Origin of the sequence: Comamonas endophytica, assembly GCF_023634805.2 — a bacterium.
GTDB lineage: Bacteria > Pseudomonadota > Gammaproteobacteria > Burkholderiales > Burkholderiaceae_C > Comamonas > Comamonas endophytica.
This window is the reverse complement of sequence record NZ_CP106881.1, coordinates 539,097-564,579: the sequence shown is the minus strand read 5'-3', so window position 1 is coordinate 564,579 and position 25,483 is coordinate 539,097. Positions and strand designations below refer to the sequence as shown.

The 25,483-nt window shown below is 69.8% G+C and carries 18 protein-coding genes; 8 read left to right on the top strand and 10 right to left on the bottom strand.

Annotated features, from left to right (window positions below; genetic code table 11):
• The first annotated feature begins 83 nt into the window (after nt 1-83).
• Nucleotides 84-4,091, top strand: a complete 4,008-nt coding sequence (gene purL, locus M9799_RS02385) for a phosphoribosylformylglycinamidine synthase (protein ID WP_231044359.1) — start codon at nt 84-86, stop codon at nt 4,089-4,091.
• A 211-nt stretch (nt 4,092-4,302) separates the two neighbouring features.
• Here purL and M9799_RS02380 read toward each other — a convergent pair whose 3' ends face one another.
• From M9799_RS02380 to hutH, 4 genes are read right to left on the bottom strand one after another with little or no spacing between them, the layout of a single operon-like run.
• Nucleotides 4,303-5,703, bottom strand: coding sequence for a formimidoylglutamate deiminase (locus M9799_RS02380; RefSeq protein WP_231044360.1), 1,401 nt, complete (start codon nt 5,701-5,703; stop codon nt 4,303-4,305).
• A complete protein-coding gene (gene hutI / locus M9799_RS02375; RefSeq protein ID WP_231044361.1) occupies nt 5,700-6,950 on the bottom strand; it encodes an imidazolonepropionase in 1,251 nt (416 codons plus the stop codon). The genes M9799_RS02380 and hutI overlap by 4 nt, the downstream gene beginning before the upstream one ends.
• A 5-nt stretch (nt 6,951-6,955) precedes the next feature.
• Nucleotides 6,956-8,668, bottom strand: coding sequence for a urocanate hydratase (gene hutU, locus M9799_RS02370; protein ID WP_231044362.1), 1,713 nt, complete (start codon nt 8,666-8,668; stop codon nt 6,956-6,958).
• Nucleotides 8,665-10,239, bottom strand: coding sequence for a histidine ammonia-lyase (hutH, locus tag M9799_RS02365; RefSeq protein WP_231044363.1), 1,575 nt, complete (start codon nt 10,237-10,239; stop codon nt 8,665-8,667). The genes hutU and hutH overlap by 4 nt, the downstream gene beginning before the upstream one ends.
• A 378-nt stretch (nt 10,240-10,617) precedes the next feature.
• Between hutH and M9799_RS02360 the strand changes: the two genes are divergently transcribed.
• The 6 genes from M9799_RS02360 (at nt 10,618) to M9799_RS02335 (ending at nt 17,745) form a co-directional block, all read left to right on the top strand.
• The gene (locus M9799_RS02360; RefSeq protein ID WP_231044364.1) at nt 10,618-12,543 is read left to right on the top strand and encodes a TonB-dependent receptor plug domain-containing protein; all 1,926 of its coding nucleotides are present in this window, start codon (nt 10,618-10,620) and stop codon (nt 12,541-12,543) included.
• 18 nt (nt 12,544-12,561) lie between these two features.
• The gene (locus tag M9799_RS02355; protein WP_231044365.1) at nt 12,562-13,899 is read left to right on the top strand and encodes an HmuY family protein; all 1,338 of its coding nucleotides are present in this window, start codon (nt 12,562-12,564) and stop codon (nt 13,897-13,899) included.
• 72 nt (nt 13,900-13,971) lie between these two features.
• Nucleotides 13,972-15,006: a hemin-degrading factor gene (locus M9799_RS02350; protein ID WP_231044366.1), complete on the top strand. Its 1,035-nt coding sequence runs from the start codon at nt 13,972-13,974 to the stop codon at nt 15,004-15,006.
• A 54-nt stretch (nt 15,007-15,060) separates the two neighbouring features.
• Nucleotides 15,061-15,897: a heme/hemin ABC transporter substrate-binding protein gene (locus M9799_RS02345; RefSeq protein ID WP_231044367.1), complete on the top strand. Its 837-nt coding sequence runs from the start codon at nt 15,061-15,063 to the stop codon at nt 15,895-15,897.
• 15 nt (nt 15,898-15,912) lie between these two features.
• Nucleotides 15,913-16,947: a FecCD family ABC transporter permease gene (locus tag M9799_RS02340; RefSeq protein ID WP_422689346.1), complete on the top strand. Its 1,035-nt coding sequence runs from the start codon at nt 15,913-15,915 to the stop codon at nt 16,945-16,947.
• A gap of 3 nt (nt 16,948-16,950) precedes the next feature.
• Nucleotides 16,951-17,745 (top strand): heme ABC transporter ATP-binding protein, encoded by a 795-nt coding sequence (locus M9799_RS02335; protein WP_231044368.1) that lies wholly within the window; start codon nt 16,951-16,953, stop codon nt 17,743-17,745.
• On the opposite strand, the gene M9799_RS02330 is transcribed toward M9799_RS02335, so the two are convergent.
• Complete coding sequence (locus tag M9799_RS02330; protein WP_231044369.1) at nt 17,729-18,511, bottom strand: class I SAM-dependent methyltransferase; 783 nt, start codon at nt 18,509-18,511, stop codon at nt 17,729-17,731. The two genes, M9799_RS02335 and M9799_RS02330, sit on opposite strands and share 17 nt — an antisense overlap.
• A 160-nt stretch (nt 18,512-18,671) precedes the next feature.
• On the opposite strand from M9799_RS02330, the gene M9799_RS02325 reads away from it, so the two are divergent.
• Nucleotides 18,672-19,664: a DUF808 domain-containing protein gene (locus M9799_RS02325; protein ID WP_231044370.1), complete on the top strand. Its 993-nt coding sequence runs from the start codon at nt 18,672-18,674 to the stop codon at nt 19,662-19,664.
• Nucleotides 19,665-20,024: 360 nt separating this feature from the next.
• Here M9799_RS02325 and M9799_RS02320 read toward each other — a convergent pair whose 3' ends face one another.
• From M9799_RS02320 to M9799_RS02300, 5 genes are all read right to left on the bottom strand, one after another.
• Nucleotides 20,025-21,407 carry an efflux transporter outer membrane subunit gene (locus M9799_RS02320; RefSeq protein WP_231044371.1) on the bottom strand — a complete coding sequence of 461 codons (1,383 nt, stop codon included), beginning with the start codon at nt 21,405-21,407 and terminating at the stop codon, nt 20,025-20,027.
• The gene (locus M9799_RS02315) at nt 21,404-22,528 is read right to left on the bottom strand and encodes an HlyD family secretion protein (protein WP_231044372.1); all 1,125 of its coding nucleotides are present in this window, start codon (nt 22,526-22,528) and stop codon (nt 21,404-21,406) included. Before M9799_RS02315 ends, M9799_RS02320 begins: the two co-directional genes overlap by 4 nt.
• A gap of 38 nt (nt 22,529-22,566) precedes the next feature.
• Complete coding sequence (locus tag M9799_RS02310) at nt 22,567-24,339, bottom strand: MFS transporter (protein WP_231044373.1); 1,773 nt, start codon at nt 24,337-24,339, stop codon at nt 22,567-22,569.
• Nucleotides 24,323-24,907 carry a TetR/AcrR family transcriptional regulator gene (locus M9799_RS02305; protein ID WP_231044374.1) on the bottom strand — a complete coding sequence of 195 codons (585 nt, stop codon included), beginning with the start codon at nt 24,905-24,907 and terminating at the stop codon, nt 24,323-24,325. Before M9799_RS02305 ends, M9799_RS02310 begins: the two co-directional genes overlap by 17 nt.
• A 102-nt stretch (nt 24,908-25,009) precedes the next feature.
• Entirely contained in the window at nt 25,010-25,471 is a 462-nt protein-coding gene (locus M9799_RS02300) for a CBS domain-containing protein (RefSeq protein ID WP_231044375.1), read from the bottom strand.
• Nucleotides 25,472-25,483 lie beyond the last annotated feature (12 nt).

The following is a 25,483-nucleotide window of genomic DNA, read 5'->3' as shown; positions in this document are numbered from 1 at the left end:
CTCACGGGGCGCAAGTAAAATGCCGCGCATCGCCCACGGCGCACCGCGCCGTCTCCACGCCTCACATTCCGACAGGCTGCCACGTGACCTTGCATTTGACCCAGCTGGAGGGCGGCAACGCCCTGAGCTCTTTCCGCGCCCGACAATTGCTTTCCGCCCTGGAAGCGATCCACCCCAAGATCAACGGCGTCACCGCGCGCTTCGTGCATCTCGTGGCCACCGACACCGCGCCCGACGGCGATGCCCACAGCCGGCTGGCGGCGTTGCTCAACTATGGCGAGCCCTATGCGGGACCCGAGGACGGCCTGGCGCTGGTGGTCACGCCGCGCCTGGGCACGATCTCGCCCTGGGCCTCGAAGGCCACCGACATCGTGCGCAACTGCGGCCTGGCGATCCAGCGCGTGGAGCGCATCACCGAGTACCGCATCCAGCTCAAGAGCGGCCTGCTCGGCGGCACGCCCGAACTCACGCCCGAGCAGCTGGGCCAGGTGGCGGCATTGCTGCACGACCGCATGACGGAGTCGGTCATGACCTCGCGCAACGAAGCCGCCAAGCTGTTCACCGAGCTGCAGGCGCAGCCGATGGCCTTCGTCGACGTGCTCGGCGGCGGCGCGCAGGCGCTGGTCGAGGCCAACAAGGCCTGGGGCCTGGCGCTGGCCGACGACGAGATCGGCTATCTGGTCGATGCCTTCCAGGGCCTCAAGCGCAATCCCACCGACGTGGAGCTGATGATGTTCGCGCAGGCCAACTCCGAGCACTGCCGCCACAAGATCTTCAACGCCAGCTTCACCATCGACGGCGTGCCGCAGGAGAAATCGCTGTTCGGCATGATCCGCAACACGCACCAGCTCTCGCCGCAGCACACGGTGGTGGCCTATTCGGACAATGCCTCGATCATGGAAGGCCACCAGGTCGAGCGCTTCGTCGCGCGCCTCGATGCACAGGCGGGCCAGGCCGCCGCGCCCACCTATGTCAAGGAAGAGGCGACCCATCACGTGCTGATGAAGGTCGAGACGCACAACCACCCCACGGCCATCTCTCCGTTCCCGGGCGCCTCGACCGGCGCGGGCGGCGAGATCCGCGACGAGGGCGCGACCGGCCGCGGCTCCAAGCCCAAGGCCGGCCTGAGCGGCTTCACCGTCTCCAAGCTCTGGGGCAGCGAGATCGGCCGGCCCGAGCACATCGCCAGCCCGTTGCAGATCATGATCGAGGGCCCGCTGGGCGGCGCGGCCTTCAACAACGAATTCGGGCGCCCGAACCTCGCGGGCTACTTCCGCGAGTACGAGCAGGAAGTCGGCAGCGTGCTGCGCGGCTACCACAAGCCGATCATGATCGCCGGCGGCCTGGGCGTGATCGATGCCGACCAGACGAAGAAGATCGAATTTCCCGCGGGTTCGCTGCTGATCCAGCTGGGCGGCCCGGGCATGCGCATCGGCATGGGCGGCAGCGCCGCCAGCTCGATGGCCACGGGCACCAACGCCGCCGAGCTCGACTTCGACTCTGTGCAGCGCGGCAACCCCGAGATCGAACGCCGCGCGCAGGAGGTGATCAACCACTGCTGGCAGCAGGGCGCGAACAACCCTATCCTGGCGATCCACGACGTGGGTGCGGGCGGCTTGTCGAATGCCTTCCCCGAGCTGACCAACGACGCGGGCCGCGGCGCACGCTTCGATCTGCGCGCCGTCAACCTGGAGGAATCCGGCCTGTCGCCCAAGGAGATCTGGTCGAACGAAAGCCAGGAGCGCTATGTGCTGGCGATCGCGCCCGAGTCGCTGGCGCAGTTCACCGCGTTCTGCGAACGCGAGCGCTGCCCGTTCGCGGTGATCGGCACGGCCACCGAGGAGCGCCAGCTGGTGCTGGAGGACACGGCGGTGGCCGAGGGCGCGCAGAAATTCCCGGTCGACATGCCGATGGACGTGCTGCTGGGCAAGCCGCCCAAGATGCACAAGGAAGTGACCTCGTGCGAGCGCACGCTGCCGAACATGCTGCTGACCGGCGTGCCGCTGGAATCCGCGGTGATCGATGTGCTGGCGCACCCGACGGTGGCCTCCAAGCGCTTCCTGATCACCATTGGCGACCGCGCGGTGGGCGGCCTGACGCACCGCGACCAGATGGTCGGCCCGTGGCAGGTGCCGGTGGCCGACGTGGCGGTGACGCTGGCCGATTTCCGCGGTTTCGCGGGCGAGGCGATGGCGATGGGCGAGCGCACGCCGCTGGCGGCCATCAACGCGCCGGCCTCGGGCCGCATGGCGGTGGCCGAAGCCATCACCAACCTGCTGGCCGCGCCGATCGAACTGCCGCGCGTCAAGATGTCGGCCAACTGGATGGCGGCCTGCGGCGAGCCCGGCGAGGACGCTGCCCTGTACGCCACCGTCAAGGCGGTGGGCATGGAGCTGTGCCCGGCGCTGGACATCTCCATTCCCGTGGGCAAGGACTCGCTGTCCATGCGCACGCAGTGGACGGAGGATGGCGTGACCAAGAAGGTCACCTCGCCCGTGAGCCTGATCATCACCGGCTTCGCTTCGATCGAGGACGTGCGCACGACGCTCACGCCGCAGCTCGATGCCGTGGAAGAAGACACGACGCTGGTGCTGATCGACCTGGGCCGCGGCAAGATGCGCATGGGCGGCTCGATCCTGGGACAGGTGCTGGGCCAGAGCGGCAACGAAACGCCAGACCTCGACGACGCGCAGGACCTGGTGCGGCTGGTCGATGCCGTCAACGCGCTGCGCGCCAAGGGCCAGATCCTGGCCTACCACGACCGCGGCGACGGCGGACTGCTGGCCACCGCGGCGGAAATGGCCTTTGCCGGCCATGTGGGCGTGTCGCTCAACGTCGACATGCTGGTCACCGAGGGCGACGGCATCTCCGACAGCCGCATGGACAGCGGCGACAGCAAGAACTGGGCGCAGCAGGTCAGCGGCCGGCGCGAGGAGCTCACGCTCAAGGCGCTGTTCAACGAAGAGATCGGCGTGCTGCTGCAGGTGAAGACCTCCGAGCGCAATGAAGTCATGCAGACGCTGCGCGAGCACGGCCTGGCGCAGTGCAGCCATTTCGTCGGCAAGACCCGTCCGCTGTCGAGCCCCATCGACGCGGGCAAGGGCCAGCTGCAGGTCTGGCGCGATGCCAAGTCGGTGTTCAGCGCCTCGTTGAGCGACCTGCACCAGGTCTGGGATGCGGTCAGCTGGAAGATCGCGCAGCAGCGCGACAACCCGGCCTGCGCCGATGCCGAGCACGCGGCCGCGGGCGAGCCTGGCGATCCGGGCATGCACCTGGAACTGAGCTTCGATCCCAAGGAAGACGTCGCCGCGCCCTTCCTGAACCTGGCCAAGCCCCGCGTCGCGGTGCTGCGCGAGCAGGGCGTGAACTCGCATGTGGAGATGGCCTATGCCTTCACCGAAGCCGGCTTCGAGGCCGTCGACGTGCACATGACCGACCTGCAGACCGGCCGCGCGAAGCTGCAGGACTTCGCCGGCATCGTCGCCTGCGGCGGCTTCAGCTACGGCGACACGCTGGGCGCGGGCATCGGCTGGGCACGCTCTGTCACCTTCAACGAGCGCCTGTCGCAGCAGTTCCAGCAGTTCTTCGGCCGCACCGACACCTTCGGCCTGGGCGTGTGCAATGGCTGCCAGATGTTTGCCGAGCTGGCGCAGATCATTCCCGGCGCGCAGGACTGGCCGCGCTTCACGCAGAACCAGAGCAACCGCTTCGAGGCGCGCCTGTCGATGGTCGAGGTGCTGGAGTCGCCCAGCCTGTTCCTGCAGGGCATGGCCGGCAGCCGCCTGCCGATCGCCGTGGCGCACGGCGAAGGCTTCGCCAACTTCAGCGAGCGCGGCAATGCGGCTCAGGTGCTGGGCGCGATGCGCTATGTGGACAACCACGGCCAGCCCACCGAGCAGTACCCGTTCAACCCGAACGGCAGCGCCGGCGGCCTCACGGCGGTGACCACGGCCGACGGCCGCTTCACGGCCATGATGCCGCACCCGGAGCGCGTCTTCCGCAACGTGCAGATGAGCTGGACCTCGGGCGACAAGAGCGAGTTCAGCCCCTGGATGCGCGTCTGGCGCAATGCCCGCAAATGGATAGCCTAATCACCCTCTGAGCCGCTCACGCCCTAGGCGGGCCCCCCTAGGCGGGCCGCCCTACGCGGGCCGCCCTACGCGGGCCGCGGCTTCCCCCTCACATCCTTCGATGGAGGGGGGCGCCCGGCTAGGGACGGCACCCCCGCTGCGGGGGGGCCGCCCAGGTGCGGCCCTTGCTCGGTGCTTCTGAGACAAGAGACGCTGTTCGCGATTGCATGTTCTATGCTTGCAGCAGCTGCCAGCGCACGCGCTCGAAGGCCGCCTCGGCGCGCGTGCGCAGCGTATGGTGGCGTGGCAGCAGGCGCTGCTGTCCGGCCACCCATACCTGCTGCACCGCCGAGCTGCGCGCGCTGGCGAACACATGGCCGGCCAGCGCGTATTCGGCGGCCAGGCCGCGCAGCGCGATATGCGCGGGATCGAGCATCACGAAATCCGCCTGCTGGCCCGATTGCAGTCCGGCCACCGCGCGGCCCGTGGCCTGGGCGCCGCCGGCCACGGCCTGCAGCAGCATGGCCGTGGCGGTATGTGGCTGCCCGGCGCTGGCCAGCACATTGCGCCGGCGCCGCTGCAGGCGCTGGCCGTATTCCAGCAGCATCAGTTCCTCGGCCGCGTTGACGCAGACCTGGCTGTCGGAGCCCACGCCCCAGCGTCCGCCATGGCGCAGCCAGCGCGGCAGGTTGAAGATGCCGTCGCCCAGATTCGCCTCGGTGCTGGGGCACAGGCCGACGACGGCGCCGCTGCGCGCGGCCGCGGCATATTCCCCTGGCGCCATGTGGGTGGCATGCACCAGGCACCAGCGCGCGTCGACGGGTGCATGGTCCAGCAGCCATTGCGCCGGTCGTTGCCCGCTCCAGGCAATGCAGTCGCGCACCTCCTGACGCTGCTCGGCAACGTGGATATGCACCGGCGCCTTCGGCAGCAGCGCATGCAGCCCGGCGACGCCGGCCTCGAGGCTGGCCGGCGGCACCGCGCGCAGCGAATGCGGCGCCAGGCCCAGCGCCGCGCCCTGCGACTGCGCAATGGGCGCCAGCCGCTGCACCAGGGCCAGCAGCTTGTCGGTGCTGCGGATGAAGCGCGCCTGCTCGGGGGCGGGCGGCACGCCGAAGCCGGAGGTCTGATAGAGCACGGGCAGCAGCGTCATGCCCATGCCCGCTTTGTGCGCAGCGCGCAGCAGCGCCAGGCTCATGGTGGCATCGTCGGCATAGGGACGGCCGCCCGCGTCATGGTGCAGGTAGTGGAACTCGCAGACCGAGGTATAGCCGGCGTCCAGCATCTCGAGATACACCCACAGCGCAATCGCCTCGAGCGCCTCGGGCGTGATGCGGTTGGCAAAGGCATACATGCGGCGGCGCCAGCTCCAGAAGCTGTCGGGCGCCTTGCCGCGCCATTCGGTCAGGCCGGCAAACGCGCGCTGGAAGGCATGCGAGTGCACATTGGGCATGCCCGGCAGCAGCGGGCCGGCGGCACGCTCCACGCCCGCAGGCGCCGGTACCCCGCTTTCGACCTGCGTGAAGGTGCCGGCCGCGTCCCACTGCAGCAGCACTTCGCGCGCCCAACCCTGGGGCAGCAGCGCATCCTGGGCCCAGAGCCTGCAGTCCGAAACAATGCCGGGCGCGCTCATGCGGCAATGCGCCCCTGGCGCACGATGGTGCAGGCCGGGCGCTGGCCCAGCCAGTAGGCCAGCTCCGCGCCGTCCTGCACCGGCCAGAGCACGAAGTTGGCGGGCCGCCCGCTGGCGATCAAGCCGTGCGTATCCTGCAGGCCCAGCGCGCGCGCCGCATGCCGCGTGATGCCGGCCAGCGCCTCGGGCACGGTGAGGCCGAACAAGGTGCAGGCCATGTTGGCCATGAGCAGCAGGCTCAGGCAGGGCGAGCTGCCGGGATTGTGGTCGGTGGATACGGCCATCGGCACGCCGGCTGCGCGCAGCGCCGCGATCGGCGGGCGCCGGGTATCGCGCAGGGTGTAGAAGGCGCCGGGCAAAAGCACCGCCACCGTGCCGGCAGCGCGCATGGCGGCAATGCCGTTGGCCGACAGATGCTCCACATGGTCGCATGACAGCGCGCCATGGCGCGCCGCCAGCGCCGCGCCTTCCATGTTCGACAGCTGCTCGGCATGCAGCTTGATCGGCAGGCCGAGCTGCCGCGCGGCATGAAACACCTGCTCGGTTTCCGCCAGCGAGAAGGCAATGCGCTCGCAGAACACGTCGACCGCGTCGACCAGGCCTTCGGCGGCCAGCGCCGGCAGCATGTGGCTGCAGACGAGGTCGATGTAGGCCTGGCTGCGGCCCGCGTATTCGGGCGGCAGCGCGTGCGCGCCCAGGAAGGTGCTGCGCACCGTGACGCCGCACAGCTGCCCGAGCCGGCGCGCGACGCGCAGCTGCCGGCGCTCGTGCACGAGCGAAAGGCCGTAGCCCGACTTGATCTCGATGGCGCACACCCCCTCGGCCAGCAGCTGCTGCAGGCGCGGCAGCGCCTGGGCCAGCAGTTCGTCCTCGCTGGCGGCGCGCGTGGCCGCGACGGTGGACAGGATGCCGCCGCCCGCGCGCGCGATCTCCTCATAGCTCGCACCGGCAATGCGCAGCGCGAACTCGTGCGCGCGCTGGCCGCCATAGACCAGGTGCGTGTGGCAGTCGACCAGGCCCGGCGTGGCCAGCCGCCCCCGGCCCTCATGCCGCGGCAGCCGGGCGTGACAGGCGGGCAGGACAGCCTGCGGGCCGATCCAGGCAATGCGTCCCTGGTCCACGACGATGCAGGCGAGCGCGCCAGCGTCGATGGCCGCATCGGCCTGGTACATGTCCGGCGCAAGCGTGACCGGCTGCCAGCAGCCGTCGGCCGGGGGCAGGGTGGCAAGGGGCGCGGAGCACGGCATGGGCATCAACGCTGCATCGGCAGGTCCAGGCCATGGCGCCGGGCCGTGTCCAGCGCCTGCGTGTAGCCGGCATCGGCATGGCGCATGACGCCGCTGGCCGGGTCGTTCCACAGCACGCGCGCCAGGCGCGCCGCGGCTTCGGGAGTGCCGTCGGCCACGATCACCATGCCCGCGTGCTGCGAGTAGCCCATGCCGACGCCGCCGCCGTGGTGCAGGCTGACCCAGGTCGCGCCGCTGGCGGTGGTGAGCAGGGCGTTGAGCAGCGGCCAGTCCGACACCGCATCGCTGCCGTCGAGCATGGCCTCGGTCTCGCGGTTCGGGCTGGCGACCGAGCCGCAGTCCAGATGGTCGCGCCCGATCACGATCGGCGCCTTGAGCTCGCCGCTGTGCACCATTGCGTTGAACGCCAGCCCCGCGAGATGCCGCTCGCCCAGGCCCAGCCAGCAGATGCGCGCGGGCAGGCCCTGGAAGGCGATGCGCGCGCGCGCCATCTCGAGCCAACGGTGAGTAGGGTGGTTGCCGGGAAACAGCTGCTGGATGCGCGCATCGGTGCGGTAGATATCCTCGGGGTCGCCCGAGAGCGCGACCCAGCGGAACGGACCCTTGCCTTCGCAGAACAGCGGCCGGACATAGGCCGGCACGAAGCCCGGAAAGTCGAAGGCATTGCGCACGCCGGCATCGAGCGCCACCTGGCGGATGTTGTTGCCATAGTCCATCGTGGGAATTCCCAGCGCGTGGAAGTCGAGCATCGCGCGCACCTGCAGCGCGATGCTCTGCGCCGCCGCCGCCGTCAGGCGCGCGTGCTCGGCGGGGTCGTCGGCCGCATCGCGCCATTGCGCCACGCTCCAGCCGGCGGGCAGGTAGCCATGCACCAGATCGTGCGCCGAGGTCTGGTCGGTCACGATCCCGGGGCGCATGCCGCCGGCCCGGGCGCGCCGCGCGAGCTCAGGGAACACCTCGGCGGCATTGCCGCACAGCGCCACCGAGAAAGCCTGGCGCGCTGCGGTGTGCTGCGCGATCAGCGCCAGCGCGTGGTCGAGGTCGCGCGCCTGCTGGTCCACATAGCGCGTGCGCAGGCGCAGGTCGATGCGGCTTTGCTGGCATTCGACGGCCAGCACGCAGGCCCCGGCCAGCACGCCGGCCAGCGGCTGCGCCCCGCCCATGCCGCCCAGCCCCGCGGTGAGGATCCATTGCCCGGCCAGGCTGCCGCCGTGGTGCTGGCGCCCGGCTTCCACGAAGGTCTCGAAGGTGCCCTGCACGATGCCCTGCGAGCCGATGTAGATCCAGCTGCCGGCCGTCATCTGGCCGAACATCATCAGGCCCTGGCGGTCCAGCGCGTGGAAGTGCTGCCAGTCGGCCCAGTGCGGCACCAGGTTGGAATTCGCCAGCAGCACGCGCGGCGCCCCCTCGTGGGTGCGCAGCACGCCCACCGGCTTGCCCGACTGGACCAGCAGCGTCTGGTCGGGCTCGAGCCTTCTGAGCGAGGCCAGGATCTGGTCGTAGCACTCCCAGTTGCGCGCCGCGCGGCCGATGCCGCCGTAGACCACCAGGTCCTCGGGGCGCTCGGCCACCTCGGCATCCAGATTGTTCTGCAGCATGCGGTAGGCGGCTTCGATGGACCAGTTCCTGCAGCTGATTTGCGCGCCGCGCGGCGCGCGCACCATGCGCTGCGGGTCGTGGCGGTGGCCTGGAGAAGGACGTGCGGCAGCGTGGATCATGGCGTGATTCCTTGGCCGGAAGGGGCATGGCTGGGCAGGCATTGCAGCAGCGCCTCGGGCCAATGGTCCTGCAAGGCCCACTGGCGCATGGCCTCGATATCGGGCGCGAGGCACCGGTCTTGCGCAAGAAAGGCCACGCGCTCGCGCACGGCGGCGAACTGCGCCTCCAGCAGCGGCGAGCTCTTGATCCGGCGGTCGAACTCCAGCCCCTGGGCCGCGGCCGCGGCCTCGATGCCGACGATGACCGCGGTGTTGTCGACCATCTCGGCCAGGCGCCGCGCGGCAAAGGTGGCCATCGAGACATGGTCCTCCTGGTTGGCCGAGGTCGGCAGGCTGTCGACGCTGGCCGGATGGGCCAGCGACTTGTTCTCCGATGCCAGCGCCGCGGCCGTGACCTGGGCGATCATGAAGCCCGAATGCAGCCCGCTGTCATGCACCAGGAACGCCGGCAGGCCCGACAGCTGGGTATCGAGCAGCAGCGCGATGCGGCGCTCCGACATCGCGCCGATCTCGGCCACGGCCAGCGCCAGGATGTCGGCCGCGAAGGCCACGGGTTCGGCATGGAAGTTGCCGCCCGACAGTACCTCGCCGCTGTCGAAGACCAGCGGGTTGTCGGACGCCGCATTGGCCTCGGTCAGCAGCACCCGGGCGGCATGCCGCAGGTTGTCGAGGCAGGCGCCCATGACCTGCGGCATGCAGCGGATGGAGTAGGGGTCCTGCACCCGGCCGCAGTCCGCATGCGAGCCGGCAATGGCGCTGCCTTCGAGCAGCGAGCGCAGCGCCGCGGCCACGGCGATCTGCCCCGGCTGGCCGCGTGCCGCATGGATGCGCGCATCGAAGGGCGCGGCCGCGCCGCGGATGGCTTCCAGCGACAGCGCGCCCGCCACCAGCGCCGCGGCAAACACTCTCTCGGCGCCAAACAGCCCGGCCAGCGCCAGTGCCGTGGACACCTGCGTGCCGTTGAGAAGGGCCAGTCCTTCCTTGGGGCCCAGCACGAAGGGCTGGCGGCCAATGGCCTGCATGGCTTCGTGCCCCGACACCAGGCGGTTGCCGATACGCGCCTGGCCTTCGCCGATCAGCACGCAGGCCAGGTGCGCGAGCGGCGCCAGATCGCCCGAGGCGCCGGCCGAGCCCTTGGCGGGAATCACCGGCAGCAGCTGCGCGTTGGCCAGATCGAGCAGCGCCTCGGCGAGGTCCGGATCCACGCCCGAATGGCCGCGCGCCAGGCCCATGGCCTTGGTGGCCAGCACCAGGCGCACCACCGGATCGGCCAGCGGCGCACCCGTGCCCACGCTGTGCGACAGCACCAGATTGCGCTGCAGCGCGGCCAGACGCTCGCGTGCGATGCGGGTGCTCGCCAGCCGCCCAAAGCCGGTGTTGATGCCGTAGACCGCGCGGTCTTCGTTGACGATGCGCTGCACCGCGCGCTGCGAGGCCAGCATGGCGGGGCGCGCATCCGGGTCCAGGCGCAATGCCACGCCGCCCGCATGCACGCGCCGCAGCAGGGCAAGATCCACCGTGCCAGGGCGCAGCCATGAAATGCAGTGAGGGGCCGGAATGGGGGGCGTCATCGCGGAGCTCGTCGAATTCAACGCACGATAACGCCATCGAAGCTGCGTTCTTTGCCAGCCACCCGCCGCCTTCTTGCGCGAAAGCTCCTGCATTTGTAAGCCGGCCCGCGCAAGCGGCGCCATTGCCGCTGGCATGCAAGTCAGTGGCCGCGGTTGCCTGTCAAGGCGTATAGGAGACCAAGTACATCGCCGTGCGCAAGCCAGCTTCAGAAAGCTCCCTGGCGGCTGTCAGTGTTTTGCAACAAACGTTGTAAAACAAATGCGAATCATTATTATTCGTTACTTCTTTCGGTTTTACGGGTTTTCCACGTGCCTTCCCAGTTTCCCCAGCAGCGCTGCGCTCCTCCCCTACGCCTGGGCGTTTTGCTTTTTCCTTTGTTGGCAGCCGCTGCAGTGCAGGCGCAGGAGGTAACGGCTCTGAACACCGTCGTGGTCACCGGCACGCGCTCGGAGAAAACGCTCGATGAAACCCCTGTCCCCACGGATGTGGTCGACCGCCGCGAGATGCAGCGCACCCAGGCGCGCACGCTCAAGGACGCGCTGGAGAACGTTCCCGGCCTGCAGCTCACGGAAATCCACGGCAAGTCGGGCTTCCAGGTCTCGCTGCAGGGCATGACCAGCGACCAGGTCCTGGTGCTGATCGACGGTCTGCCGATCTCGGCCAGCACCGGCTCCTCGGTCGATGTGTCGCAATACCTGCTGACCGAGGTCGAGCGCATCGAGGTGGTGAAGGGCGCGAGCTCCGCGCAGTACGGCAGCTCGGCCATGGGCGGGGTCATCAACGTGATCACGCGGCGCATCGCACCGGGCCTGTCGGCCGAGGCAACCGCGGATGTGGGCACCTACGGCGGCCAGAACGTGGGCAGCCCGGGCAATGCGCACGGCAATGTGCGCGTGGGCGGCGGCAGCCAGCAGTGGCGCGCCAGCGTCGCGGCCGACGTGCTGGACAACAAGGGCTTCGCGGTCGATCCCGATGCCTGGAGCCGCCAGGGCGATGCCATCCGGCGCGAGCAGTACAGCGGCCGCCTGGAATGGCTGCCCACGCCCGCGGGCCAGTTCTGGCTGGACGCCAGCCGCTACCGCGAGACCGACACCCAGCGCTACACCTACTTCGCGCCGCCGACCTATGTGCCGCAGCGCAAGACCGAGGACATCACGCGCGACCGCCTGGCCTACGGCGGCCAGTGGCGCTTCGGCAATGGCGTGAAGACGCGCCTGGCGGGCGTGACGGAGGACTACGACAGCGCCACGCGGGAGTATTCCAATGCGGTGGGCACCGCGCGCCGCAACTCGTCGCAGCGCACCGAGCATGTCTCGCTGCAGGTGGACCTGCCGGCATGGCAGCGCCAGCTGTGGCAGTTCGGCGCCGACGTGCACCGCGAGCGCCTGCGCCAGAACGCCAACGGCATCTCCGAGCTGGCGCGCAGTGCCGAGCGCACGTCGCACGAGCTGTTTCTGCAGAACGACATCCTGTTCAACGACACCTGGGAGATGGTGCTGGGCCTGCGAGCGCAGGACGACTCGGATTTCGGCACCCATTACGCGCCCAAGATCGGCCTGCGCGCCAACCTGCCGACGGGCGATGCCTGGAAAACCGTGCTGCGCGCCAACTTCGGCCAGGGCTACCGCGTGCCCAACCTGAAGGAGCGCCATTACCTGTTCGATCACAGCGCGCTGGGTTACGTCGTGCTGGGCAACCCGAACCTCAAGCCCGAGTCCTCGAACAGCTTCCAGTTCGGCGGCACCGCCACCTGGAACGAGCGCCTGAGCCTGAGCGCCAACCTGTTCCACAACCGGGTGCGCGACCTGATCCAGACCGACACCGAGAACTTCGAGGTCGTCAACGGCATTGCCGCCTATACCTACCGCAACGTGTCGCGCGCCCGCACCCAGGGCCTGGAGACCGGCGCCCGGTGGCAGGCCAGCAGCGTGCTGGCGCTGAACGCTGGCTACACCTTCACCGACACCGAGGACCTGAACACCGGCCAGGAACTCACGCGCCGCCCGCGCTCGATCGCGCGCGTCGGCTTCGACTGGCAGCTGCAGCCCGCGACCGAGCTGTCGGTGCGCGCGCGCTACCAGAGCAGCGAGCTCGCGGCTTCGACCAGCCCCGAGCGCTCGCCCGGCTGGGCCACGCTGGATTTCGTCGTCAACCAGAAGCTCGGCCGCGACGTGACCGCGTTCTTCGGCGTGAAGAACCTCACCAACCGGCAGCGCGATTTTTCCAATGCCAGCGATTTCGGGCCCGTGGCGGGGCGCTTCCTCTACCTCGGCGCCCGCATCAGCCTGGATGCCGTTCGTTAATCACAGAAAGAAAAGCAAATGATCCATGCACCTTCCCTGACTTTTGGCAAGACCGCGCTGGCGATGGCCGTAGCGGTGGTACTCACGGCCTGCGGCGGTGGCGGCGGCGGCGACGATGCGGCCAGCGACCCCACCGCGCCCGTGACGCCCGCACCGACGCCCACGCCGACACCAACGCCCGAACCCACGCCCGTCGGCTTCACGCAGTCGGCGCAGTGGAACGTGGCGCTGCCCGCTTCCGGCGCATCTGTCTGCTATGACTTCAACGCCAAGGCCGAAGTGCCCGATTGCAGCGGCACGGCCTGGGACCTGAAGATCAAGAGCGCGGGCATGACGGCGACCTTCTGGACCAACAGCGGCACCAGCGGCAGCGGCCAGGGCGGCGCCTTCGGCGGCCCTCTGACCCAGACCTGGACCCAGCTCAAGACCTGGGCGAATGCCACCACCGATCCCACCGCCGGCCCGCTGCCCGCGACGGTGTATGCGAAGGACTCCGCCAGCGGCGTGTTCACCGGCAGCAACTCGATTGCCTCCGCAGCCTTCGAATACGGCGTGGGCGGCAGCACCGACCACCGCCTCTACCCCAACTACCGCACCTTCCTGATCACCACCGACAGCGCCAGCGCCAGCACGGCCGGCACCGTCACCGCGCCGGTGTTCGCGCTGCAGGTCACGGGCTACTATGGCGGCGCGGGCGGCACGACCTCCGGCTACCCCTCGTTCCGCTGGGTGGACCGCAGCGCGCCGGCCGTCGTGCGCTCGGCCAGCGTCAACGCCAGCGGCGCCGACTGGGTGTATTTCGACCTGGCCGCGGGCGCCGTCTCGAGCGCCACCGGCACCTGGCACATCGCCTTCAACCGCTACAACTTCAAGCTCAACGGCGGCGAGTCGGGCAGCGGCACGGTGGCCGGCTTCCTGGCCAAGACGCCCGCCGGTTTCTACGATGCCCAGGGCAAGCCGGTGGCCGCCCAGTTCACCAACGCCGCGAACCTGGCCGCCACCCAGGCCGACCTGGGCGCCTCCGATCTCGCAGTGCCGGCCCGGGCCGCGAACTGGGTCAAGGACGCGACCACGTCGCCGCTGCAGCCCAACCCCGCCTACACCGGCACCTACCCGAACCCGCTGAACTACGGCTGGTTCACCTACCACCCGACGGTGGCCGCTTCCACGGCCGCCGGCCTGCCCGCAGTGGCCCATCTGATCAAGGCCAACAGCGAGAGCGCCAGCCTGCTGCGCGGCGGCGAAGGCAACACCTACGCGCGCTTCCATCTGTCGAACATCGCGTATGCCAACCCCAGCGTCGCGACCAGCCAGCAGACCTGGACCATCGACTTCGACGTCCAGCCCCAGCCCTGAGGCGCAGCGCAAACCCCGGCGGCAAGCCCGCCGCCGGGCGTTTTTCCTCCTTTCACCGAAGAAGATTTCACCATGGCCGTTCCCACCGAAGACAGCCTGCAGGCGCGCCACGCGCAGCTGCAGCAAGATGAACCCAAGTTGCGCATCCGCGACCGCGCGCTGCGCCTGGGCGTGACCGAAGCCGAACTCGTGGCCGCCGATTGCGGCGTCACGTCGACCGCGCTGGCCGGCAGCCCGCAGGAACTGTTCGGCGCGCTGGGCGCGCTCGGCACCGTGATGGCGCTGTCGCGCAACGACCATGCGGTGCACGAGCGCCACGGCAGCTACCTCGACATCCAGGCCAATGGCCCGGTCGGCATCGTGCTCGGGCCGGACATCGACCTGCGCATGTTCTTCGGCAGCTGGAAGCATTTCTACGCCGTGACCGAGCACGGCCGCCAGAGCCTGCAATTCTTCGACAAGGCCGGCATGGCGGTGCACAAGATCTACCGCACCGAGCAGACCGACGGCGCCGCCTGGGATGCCTATGCCGCGCGCTTTGCCGCGGCGCAAAAGCCCGAGGTGCTGATCGAGCCCTTCACCGCGCCGGTGGAGCCCGATGCCCCGTCGGACGCCGCGGGCCTGCGCAGCCACTGGCTCGCGCTCAAGGACACGCATGACTTCTTCACCATGCTGCGCCAGTTCAAGGTCTCGCGCGTGGGCGCGCTGCGCGCCGCGGGCGAGGACCTGGCCCAGCCGGTCGAGGCCGATGCCGTCGAGCGCATGCTGACGGGTGCCGCCGAGACCCGGCTGCCGATCATGTGCTTCGTCGCCAACCGCGGCATCGTGCAGATCCACACCGGGCCCGTGCAGAAGCTGCTGCGCACCGGCCCCTGGTTCAACGTGCTCGATGCATCCTTCAACCTGCACCTGAACACCGAGGCCGTGGCCTCGAGCTGGGTGGTGCGCAAGCCCACGACCGACGGCTGGGTCACCTCGCTGGAGCTGTTCGGCGCCGGCGGGGAGCTGATCGTGCAGTTCTTCGGCGCGCGCAAGCCCGGCCAGCCCGAGCTCGAAGGCTGGCGCGAGCTGCTGCAGTCGCTCAGCCCGCAGGCACTCGCGGCCTGATTCGGCAGGGCCCTTGTCCGGGCCCCTTTCTTCGCTATCCCTTACCCGCTCACCATGAATATCCTTCGCGCCGCGCTGCTCCTGCTTCTTTGCAGCGCCCCCCTTGCGCAGGCCGCAGCGCCCGCGCGCGTCGTCGGCCTGGGCGGGCCGGTCACCGAAATCATCTATGCGCTGGGCGCGGGAGAGCGCCTGGTCGGCGCCGATGCATCGAGCATCTATCCCGCCGAGGCGCACCGGCTGCCCAAGGTCGGCTATTACCGTTCGTTTTCCATCGAGGGCGTCGCCAGCCTCAAGCCCGATCTGGTGCTTGCCTCCGAAGACAGCGGCCCGCTGCACGCGCTCGAGCAACTGCGCCGCCTGGGCAGCCTGGTGGTCATCCTGCCTTCGGCGCCGACCCTGGAGGCGCTGGACCAGCGCATCATGGGCGTGGCCAAGGCGCTCGACATCGAGCCGCGCGGCGCGGCGCTGGTGCAGAAGCTGCACGCCGACCTGCGGGCCGTGCGGCCCAGCCCGGCCAAGCCGCGCGTGCTGCTGATCAGCAGCCACACGGGCCGCCTGCAGGGTGCGGGCGACGACACCGCCGCGGCCGCCATGCTCAAGCTGATGGATGCGCGCAACGTGCTGGCCGGCCAGCGCGGCTACAAGCCGTTGTCGGCGGAGGCCGCGGTGGCGCTGCGCCCGGAGGTGATCGTCACCGGCAGGATGTCGGTCGACGCCAGCGGCGGACTCGATGCCTTCCTGGCCCAGCCCGGCCTGGCCGCCACGCCCGCGGCCAGAAGCCGGCGCGTGGTGGTGATGGACGATCTGCTGCTGCTGGGCTTCGGCCCGCGCCTGCCCGAGGCGCTGCGCCTGCTGGACGCCGGTTTTTCCACCCAGGCCGTGGCGCGCTGAGTGCGTGCCGATCCCATGCAGCAAGTGGCCGTTTCCCCTGCCGCCGCCGTGCGCCCGCGCTTTCGCGCCGGCCCCGGCGCCGTGTTCGTTGCGCTGTGCATTCTTCTCGCGCTGATGGCGCTGGGCTCGGCCGGCAGCGGCGCGCTGGACATTCCGCGCACGCAGCTGCTGCCGGTGCTGCTGTCGATGCCGGGCAGCGACGAGGCGCTGATGTGGCGCAATATCCTGATCGAGGTGCGCCTGCCGCGCATTGCGCTGGGCCTGGTGGCCGGCGCCGGGCTGGCGCTGGCCGGCGCGGTGATGCAGGCGCTGTTCCGCAATCCGCTGGCCGAGCCCGGGCTGATGGGCATCTCGCTGGGCGGCGCCACGGGCGCGGTGGCGGCCATCGTGCTGGGGGTGGGCAGCATGCTGGGCGTGGCCTCGGCGGCGTTTGCCGGCAGCCTGGCGGCGACGGCGCTGGTCTACCGGCTCGGCACCCGCCGCCCGGGCGTGGCCAATCTGCTGCTGGCGGGCGTAGCGATCAACGCGCTGTGCGCCAGCATCGTCGGCTTCTTCACCTTTCAGGCCAGCGACGTGCAGCTGCGCAATCTCACTTTCTGGAACATGGGCAGCCTTGCCGGTGCGAACTGGACCATGCTGGCCTGGCTCGCCCCGCTGGTGGCGGTGCTGAGCGCGCTGCTGCTGCGGGACTGGCGCGCCATGAACGCGCTGCTGCTGGGCGAGCGCGAGGCGCAGCATCTGGGCTTCGATCTCAAGCGCCTGCGCCGGCGGCTGGTAGTGCTGACGGCGCTGCTGGTCGGCCCGCTGGTGGCTGTCACGGGAAGCATCGGCTTCGTCGGCCTGGTGGTGCCGCATCTGATCCGCCTGCCGCTGGGCGCCGACCACCGCTGGCTGCTGCCCAACTGCCTGGCCGGCGGCGCGATCGCACTGACGCTGGCCGACTGGTTCGCGCGGCTGGCGGTGATTCCGGCCGAGCTGCCCATAGGCATCGTGACCAGCCTGGTAGGGGGTCCCTTCCTGCTGTGGATGCTCTCGAGAAGGAAGGATTGAGCCATGCTGTCAGCCCATCAACTGGGGTGCCGGCGCGGCGCCCGGCAGATCCTTTTCGGCATCGACCTCGAGCTGCGCGCCGGCGAGGTGCTGGGCGTGCTGGGGGCGAACGGCGCCGGCAAGACCACGCTGCTGGCGACGCTGGCCGGCGAACTGCCTGTCAGCAGCGGCCGGCTGGAACTCGGTGGCCGCGCATTGTCCGGCTGGGAGCCCCCGGCGCTGGCGCGCCGCCGCGCGGTGCTGCCGCAGTCGCCCAGCCTGGGCTTCGATCTGTCCGTGCGCGATGTCGTCGCCATGGGGGCCTATCCCTTTCCCGAGCTCACGCCCGCAGCGCACGAGGCGCTGCTGCGCGAGGCGCTGCAGCAGGCCGATGCCACGGGTCTTGCCGAGCGGCGCTATCCGGGCCTGTCGGGCGGCGAGCAGCAGCGCGTGCAGTTCGCGCGCGTGCTGGCGCAGGTGCTGGGCGCGCGTGCGGCGGGGGAGTACCGCGTGCTGCTGCTGGACGAGCCGACCTCCAGCCTCGATCCGCGGCATCAGCTGCTGCTGCTGCGCACGGTGCAGGCGCTGGCGCGCGCCCAGGGCATCGCGGCGCTGGTGGTGCTGCACGATGTCAACCTGGCGGCGCAGTGGTGCGACCGCCTGCTGCTGCTGGCCAGGGGCCGCACGGTGGCGCAGGGCATGCCGGCCGAGGTGCTGACGCCGCAATCGCTCGAGCAGGTCTATGACATGCCGGTGCAGGTGCTGCCGCATCCGCTGCACACGCGCGCGCCGCTGGTGGTGTTCAGCGCTGGTACTTGAGCAGCCGGCCCTTGTAGGCCGGCAGCAGCGCGCTGGCGGCGCGGTCCAGGCGCTGCTCCTCGACGCCGAAGCCCAGTTCGGCCATCTGGCGGCTGAAGGCCGAACGGTTGCCGCGGTCGGGGTCGACCACCCAGATCTGCGCGGCCTGCGTGCAGTGCGAATCGATGTAGTGCGCCAGCGTGGCGCGCGCATCGCGCTCGTAGAGCAGATCGCTGCCGACGATCAGGTCGAAGCGCCCGTCGACGGCCCAGGCATCGCTTTGCTCGCTGGTGGCGGACTGGAAGTCCTCGGGCAGGTGGCGCCGGCCATGCGTGAGATCGTCATGGTTGCGGTCGGCGATGTCCATGCGTTCGTAGGCGGTCTCGTCGGAGTGCGTGGCGCCCCAGTGGCCGATGCGGAATTTCATCGGCGGCAGATGGTTGAGCCGCAGGTTCTCGCGCATGAAGGCGCCGGCCAGCGGATGGCAGTCGCTGGCGGTGACGTCCTCGCCGCGGCGGTGGCACACCAGGCTGGCCAGCCCCAGGCCGCAGCCCAGCTCCAGGATGCGCTCGCCGGCCACGCGCGGGCGCGCCGCCATGCAGGCCGCAAGCTGCTCGCCGGAGGGCCACAGCTGCCCGAACAGCGGCCAGAACGCTTCGGAAATGCCCAGCCGCGCGGCTTCGCCCAGCGGATCATCGAACTGCTGCTTGTCGAGCAGGGAGCGGATGGTGAGCTGCTCCACGCCTTCGACGGCAACGGATTCCTGCTTGGTGAGATAGCCTGACATGGCTGGTCGACGCGCCTGCATCGTGAGGACGAGGCGGTTTCGGTGAAGAAGCACGCAGTATGGGGCTTTTGCCTACAGGCTTCGCGCAGCAAGGATACAGCGGCGCCGTTTTTGCCGGGCACAATGGCTGCGACCTCCGGCGACTCACAAAGGATATCCCATGGCTGCAACCGGTTTGCTGATGCTCATCGATGACATCACCGCCTTGCTCGACGACATTGCCTTGATGGCCAAGACCGCTGCGCGCCAGTCGACCGGCATGGCCGACGACGTGGTGACAATGACCAAGCTGGCGACGCAAAAGACCGCAGGCGTGCTGGGCGACGACCTGGCGCTCAATGCCGAGCAGGTCTCGGGCGTGCATTCCAACCGCGAGCTGGCCGTGGTCTGGGCCGTGGCCAAGGGCTCGCTGATCAACAAGGTGATCCTGGTGCCGGCGGCGCTGCTGATCAGCGTGTTCCTGCCCTGGGCGATCATTCCGCTGCTGATGGTGGGCGGCGCCTTCCTGTGTTTCGAGGGCGTGGAGAAAATCATCCACTCCTGGCAAAAGCGCCAGGCGCGGCGCGCGGGCAAGGCGCATGTGGCTGAAGCAGCCCCGGTGGCCGCCACGGCGCAGGATATGAAGGCGCTGGAAAAAACCAAGGTCAGTGGCGCGATACGCACCGACTTCATCCTGTCGGCCGAAATCATCGCGATTGCGCTGGGCACGGTCTCGTCCGAGCCGCTGGTCGAGCAGGCGCTGGTGCTGTCGCTGGTCGCGCTGCTGGTCACCGTGGTGGTCTACGGCCTGGTGGCGCTGATCGTGCGGCTCGACGACGTGGGCCTGGCGCTGATGGCGCGCACCAGCGCCGCCGCCAAGTCGCTGGGCCGCGGCATCCTGGCCGCCACGCCCTGGCTGATGCGCACGCTGTCGATCGTCGGCACGGCCGCGATGTTCCTGGTCGGCGGCAGCCTGCTGGTGCATGGCATGCCGTTCATCGAGCATGGGCTGGACACGGCAGTCGAGGCCATTGCCAACTGGCCGGTGGCAGGCCTCTGGCGCTTCCTGCTGCCGCAGCTGGTGCATGTGGCGGTGGGGGCGCTGGTGGGTTGTGTGGTGCTGGCGGTGGTGACGCTGGTGCAGCGCATGCGGGGGAAGGGGGCGGCGCATTGATTACAGCTTCAAGCTGCTGGGCGGCGTGACCGATATGCCGAGGAGCAGTTAGAGCCAAGCGCTGCTGGCGGGACCCAGCTATTGGTTCCAAGGGCGTCTTATCTCCCATTGCGCGACGCGCCAACACGATAAGTGGCCAGGAATTTCCAACTCACAACTACCGTTCGTCCTGAGCTTGTCGAAGGACGTTTCAGGGCGTGGTTCTGGGATGGGGGCTGAGGCACGATGGCAGACAGCACGCACTCATCCGAGCTCAGGCCGTCCATCCTTCGACAGGATGCCCTGCGCCAAGCTCAGGACGAACGGAGGAGAAGTCGCCCCGACATATGTTTGGGTTTTCCTCCCGGACCTCGCTCCCTCTTACCGCCACCCACCCCCCAGCGCCCTGTACAACTGCACCCGGTTCTCCAGCTCCGCCTGGTGCAGCCGCACCACCTCCAGCTGCGCCGCATAGAGATTGCGCTGTGCATCGAGCTCCTCTATGTAGCTGGCATACCCCGCCTGGTAGCGGTCATGCGCGAAACCCAGGCTGCGCTGCAGCACGTCGCGGCGCTCGACCGCGTGGCGCGTCTGCTGCGCCAGGCGCACGCTGCCGGTGAGCGCGTTTTCGGTATCGGCAAAGGCGGAAAGCACCGCGCCGCGGTAGGCCAGCGCCGCCTGGTCGCGCTGGGCACTGACGGCGTCAAACTGGGCCTGCAGCCGGCCGGCGTCGAACAGCGGCGCCAGGAGGCTGCCGCCCAGGCTCCACACGGTGAGCGGGTCGTAGGAAAGCGCATTGACCAACAGGCTGCCCACGCTGGCGCTCAGATTGACCTGGGGCAGGAAAGCGGCGCGCTGGGCCTGCAGCTGGTGGTCGCTGGCGGCCAGCAGCGCGGCGGCGCGCGCGATATCGGGGCGTCGTTCCAGCAGTTGCGAAGGAAGCGTTGCGGGCACGGCAGGCAGCTGCAGGTCCTGCAGGCGCACGCCCGGTGCGGGCTTCACGCCGCCAGCTTGTCCCTGCAGCAGATTCAGAGTGCTCAGCTGCCTGTCGATCTGCCAGTTCAACTGCTCCACCTGCTGCTGCACGGCCGCCAGCTCGGCCTGGGCCTGGGTCTGCTGCAGCTGCGAGATATAGCCCACGCGCACCTGATCGAGCGCCAGCGCCAGCGCCTGCTCGCGCGCCGCCAGCGTGGCTTCGCTGATGGCCTGCTGCGCCTGCAGCGAACGCAGTCCCACATAGGCCTGCACCGTGGTCGCGGCCACGCTCAGCGCCACCGCATCGCGGTCGGCCTGGCTGGCAATCAGGCGCTCGCCCGCGGCCTGATTCAATTGCGACAGCCGGCCCCACAGATCGGGCTCCCAACTGGCCTGCAGGCCGGGCTGGACCGAGCGTGTGTGCGTGGGCCCGAGCGCACCCAGGCTGCGCCCGGACTGGGCGCCCAGCGTGGCATTGAGCTGGGGCCGGCCGGCGGCGCCGGCCACGTCCAGCTGCGCCTGGGCTTCGCGCACGCGTGCCAGCGCTGCCTGCAGATCGTTGTTCTGCGCCAGCGCCTGCGCCACCACGCGGTCGAGCTCTGGATCCCCCAGCTGCGTCCACCAGTCGCTGGCAATGGCTGGCGCCGCCGAGTCAGGTGCCGGCACGCTCCATTGCGCGGGCAGGACCACAGGCGCTGCCGGATGCGTATCGCTGGGAGGCACCGCCGCGCAGCCGGCCAGTACCGTGGCCGCCAGCAACGCCAGTGCAGTGGGGCGCAGGCGTCTCATGGCTGTGCTCCCTGCTCGCGCGTATCGACATGCGCGATCACCGACATGCCCGGCCGCAGGCGCGCGGCCAGCGGCTGATCCGGGTCGATGGCGATCTTCACCGGCAGGCGCTGCACGACCTTGGTGAAGTTGCCGGTGGCGTTGTCGGCCTTGAGCACGCTGAATTCCGAACCCGTCGCCGGGGCCAGCTCCAGCACCTTGCCGGTGAGCGACGCGCCGTCGAGCGCGTCGACGGTGAAGCGCGCGGGCTGGCCGACGCGCACCTGCGCGGTCTGGGTTTCCTTGAAATTGGCCATGACCCACAGCTGCGGCGGCACCACGTACAGCAGCTGGCTGCCCGCCGCCACATACTGGCCCTGGCGCACCGAAACCTCGCTGGCCTGGCCGTCGCTCGGAGCGCGCACCGTCGTGTTGTCCAGGTTGATCTGCGCCTGGCGCAGCTGGGCCTCGGCCACCTGCACCGCAGCTTCCAGCGCGCCGCGGTTCACCGTGGTGGCCTTGATGCCTTCGCGGCCGATGGCGATATCGGCCTGCGCCTTGTCGACATTGGCCGCCGCCAGCCGCGCCGTGGCGCGCACCCGGTCGCGCTCGTTGAGCGAGACCGAGCCGCGCGCGGCCAGTTCCTCCACGCGTTCGAGCTCGGCGCGTGCGCGTTCCGCCTCGGCGCGCGCGGCCGACAGCGTTGCCTGGCGCACCTGCAGCCCGGCCTGGTTCTGCGACTGGGTCTGCGCGGAGTTCGCCAGCTGCGCGCGCGCGCTGGCCAGCTGCGCCTGGGCCTGGGCCAGCGCCGCGGCGTAGCTGCGCGTGTCGATGTGCACCAGCGCCTGGCCCGCCGTGACATGCTCGTAGTCGCGCACCAGCACTTCGGTCACATAGCCATTGACCTGGGGCGCGAGTACCGTCACCTGCCCGCGCACATAGGCGTTGTCGGTGGAGATGTCGCTGGTCTCGAAGGGCCCGAGGTTCCAGGCGCGCAGCACCAGCACGATGCCGACGGCGCCGAGCGCCGCCATCAGCAGCGCGCTGCGCAGGCTGGGGCGCTCCTTCTTCGGGGTGGGAGAGGGGCCGGCAGGGGCGGCCGCGGGGGCAGACGCAGGAGAAGCAGGGGTCGTGGCGCTCATGGTGTTGGATCTTTGTGGTGGAGCGAAAGCAGTGGGAGTCAGCGGGTGGCAGGCACGGGAGCAGGGCCCGCGCGCGCCTCGGGCTCGGGCGGCATGTCATCGTTGTCAGGTCCGGCCGCGCCATCGGTACCGACCTCCGGCGTGGTTTCGGCCGTGTGCTGCGCGCTGCGCACCGCCGCGAGCCGGCTGGCGCGGCGCGCGCGGGCGGCCTCGAACAGCGACCAGGCGAGATAGACGGCCGCCACCAGCGCGACCACGCGGAACACATCGTTCCACGCGCGTACCTGGGCCTCGCGCCGCACCACCTGCGCCAGCTGCGCCGTGCCCTGCGCGGCGCGCAGCGTGGGGTCGGTGATCTGGCTGGCCAGCGCCTGCTGCTGCAGCTGCAGCCGCTGCGCCACCTGCGGCTCGGCCGGGTTGATCTGCTGCGACAGCGCCACCGAGTAGGCCTGCGTGCGCTGGGCCTGGAAGGTGCCCAGCAGCGCCGCGCCCGCCAGCCCGCCCAGCGACTGGGTCATGGAGATCGTGAGGATTGCCGTCAGCATGTGGCTGGGACCGTTCTTCAGGCCCTGCACCACGCCCGTCAGCATCAGTGGGCCCATGAAGATGCCCGAGCCCAGCGCCAGCAGGAACTGGCTCAGGTAGAAGTCCGCGGGCCGGTCCAGGCTGGTGCGGCCGAAGTCCAGCCAGGTCGCAAGCCCCAGCAGCACCAGCGCCGCCAGCAGCTGCGTGCCCGCGTGCTCGATGTCGAAGCTCAGCGCCGACAGCAGCATGCCCAGCAGCATGCCCGCGAAGATCACGCCGAACAGCGGCTGCATCTGATCGGGGCCCATGCCCAGCGTGCGCAGCATGCCGACCACGCCATAGCTTTGCTCGGTGGTCAGAAAACGCAGCACGATGGCGCCGATCACGAAGCGGATGGTGGCGCCTTGGGTGAACCAGCGCGTGTGCAGCAGCGGGTTGCTGCGGTGGTGCTCGAAGTACAGGCCGCTGAACAGCAGCGCCATGGCGCCGATCAGCATCCAGGCCAGCTCGGGCGCATCGAACCACCAGCGCGTCGTGCCCTGCACCAGCACCGCCACCAGCAGGCCGATGCCCGGCACCAGCAGCGCGATGCTGATGAAATCACGCTTCTCGAAGGCCTTGAACTGCGCGCCCGCCGGCAGCTTGAGCAGCACCACCGCGGCAAACGACATCAGCGCCAATCCGGCTTCGAACCAGTAGAGGTTGTGCCACTGGCCATGGTCGAGCAGGCTGGGCGAGAGCAGCCAGGCCAGCGGCGTGGCCAGCTGGCTGACGCCCACGCCCAGCACCAGCATCTTCAGCACATACACGCGCGGCATCGACTGCAGCATGTAGAGCGTGGCCAGCGAGGTGCAGGCGGCCGCGGCAAAGCCACTGGCGCCGCGCAGCCACAGCAGGCTCTGCGCGCTGCCCAGCACCAGGTGCAGCAGGCACAGCAAGGCATACAGGCCCAGGCTGATCTCGGTGAACAGGCGCATGCCGTACTGCTGGCGGAACTTGAACAGCAGCAGGTTGGCCGTCATGCTGAAGGTGACGTAGGCGCCGGTGAGCCATGCCGCCTCGCTGGTGGTGAGACCCATCTGCCCCTGGATGGTTGGCAGGTTGGCGCTGAACAGCGCATTGCCCAGTCCGCCGGTGATGCCCAGCAAGATCGCCACGAGCGCATAGAAGACCCGCTCCCAGGGCGCATGCGAGAGCATGGCTGGCGAGCCAGGCAGCGCTGGCTTTTCATGCTCCTCCCAGTCCGGGGGGCGGCGCAGGTACACGATCTCATTCACGGACAGCATGCTCCTGTGCGTCGGGCCGCAGGCCGCGGCGGATGACATCCAGCGCCTGCTGCGCCAGCCGCCGGCGCTCGGCATCGCTGGTGCCGCGCAGCGCCGCGCCCAGCATGCCGATCAGCAGCGACAGATCGCGCGCCTGCACATCGGCGCGCACCAGCCCCTGGGCCTGGGCGCGCTCGAGCGCGGGCGCGAAGGTGCTCCAGACCTGGCGGCGCAGATGGGCAAAGCGCGGATCGCTGAGGCTGGAGCTGCGCCAGTAGTCCGACAGTGCAGGGGAACGCACGATGCGCTCGGAAAGATAGGCCATCAGCGCGAAGAACGCGTCGGGGCGTTCCTTCAGGGCCTGCGCCTGCTCCTGCAGCCGCTCGGTCGAGCGTTCGAGCAGCGCCAGCAGGATCGCGTCGCGGTCGGGAAACTGCCGGTACAGCGTGGCGCGGCCCACGCCGGCGCGCTCCACCACGAGTTCCAGCGGCGCATTGACGCCGTGGGTGATGAACACGGCGTCGGCCGCATCGAGCAGCTGCGCGCGGCGCGTCGCGGCATCGGGGCGCTTGGTGGCGGTGGGCTTCATGGCATCCATTATCGGACAATGTTGTCCGTTAGGTGGCTTTGCCCGGATTGTCCATGATGGCGTTGGTTGCTATGGCCCGTGCCAGCGCCGCCGTCGGGCCGTTCAGGCACGCTGCATGCGCTCGCGCTCGATGCCCCGGCCGATGGTGGCCGCCAGCAGGTCCAGCTCCTGCACCAGCACCTCCAGGATGTCGTCCAGCGTCACCAGGCCGATCAGCAGCTGCTGCGCGCCGACCACCGGAATGCGCCGCACGCCATGCGCGCGCATGCTGCGCAGCACATCGATCACCGAGGCATCCTCCGCGGCCGTGACGGGCTTGGCGCTCATGACATCGCCAACGTTGAGATTTTCCGGCACGAGCTCGGGCGCGACCACGGAAATCACGATGTCGCGGTCGGTGAGCAGGCCGGCGACGGTGCGCAGCCCCTGGGTTTCATCGACCACCACCAGCGCGCCCACATGGTATTCGCGCATCAACTTGGCAGCCGTCACCAGGTCGGTATGGCGAAAGGCGATCGCCACCTCGCGCGTGCAGATGTCCCCGGCAGTCAATCGTTCGCTCATGGCAGCCTCCAG